This window comes from Paenibacillus hemerocallicola, assembly GCF_006265175.1.
GTDB lineage: Bacteria > Bacillota > Bacilli > Paenibacillales > NBRC-103111 > Paenibacillus_AB > Paenibacillus_AB hemerocallicola.
In genome coordinates, this window is the sequence record NZ_VDCQ01000063.1 from 63,062 (window position 1) to 63,953 (window position 892).

At 62.7% G+C, this 892-nt stretch carries 1 protein-coding gene; it reads left to right on the forward strand.

The features are described from left to right. Positions 1 to 892, forward strand: an 892-nt coding sequence (locus FE784_RS31795; protein ID WP_218103844.1) for a heparinase II/III domain-containing protein, incomplete at both ends; no start/stop codon positions are given.

Here is an 892-nt window from a genome sequence, read left to right on the forward strand (position 1 = left end):
AGCTTATACGTTCGTAAAGCGAACGAACGCCTTCGAGTTGCTTAACGCGGAGCTGGGCGAAGACGTCGACGCACGGATCGTCGAAGACATGTTCCGGCCGTCACTGGACTACTTTCACTCGTTTCCGGTCATCAAGCACAACAACGAGGTGCTGAACTACATCGGCTTGATCGCGCTGGCCAAGGCGCTGAACGACCCCGCCCTGATGCACGAGGCGGTCGAACTGGTGGAGCAGTACGCGGCCAACGTATATATGATGGACGGCTTCTGGAAGGAAGTGTCGGTGACGTACCATAAAGATTCGGCGCTGCTGCTCAGCCGGGCCGCCGAGCAGGCGGCAGGCTGGAGCGATCCGCCCGGGTACGAATCGCCGCGGACGGGAGTGAGGTTCGAGCAGTTGGACTTGCTGCAGCGCCTGCCGCAGCTGCCGGCGATGCTGGGCATTGCCGCGAAGCTGACGTACCCGGACGGGCGGGTGCTGCCGATCAACGATACATGGGCGTTTTACAAGCCGCCCGCGCCGCAGGACACCGGCTCGCTGCTGTTGGCTGCAAGCGGAATCGCCAAGCTGGCGCGCGGCCAGGGGTCGGGGCAGACGATGCTGTATATGGGCTTTTCGCCGAACAACGGCCACGATCATAAAGATCCGCTGAATTTGACGCTGTTTGCCCAAGGTCAGGAGCTGCTTCCGGACATCGGATATACGCATACGAAGTATAGGCAGTGGAGCGCCTCGACACTGGCGCACAACACGGTCGTGGTGGATGGCCGCGACGCGTCTATCTCGGGGGGTGCCAAGCCGGGCGGCGCGATCCGCGAGATGGTCAAGCTGGGCGATGTGGCCGAGGTGGTGCGGGCGGAGCAGCCGAACGCCTATCCGCAGACGGAGACG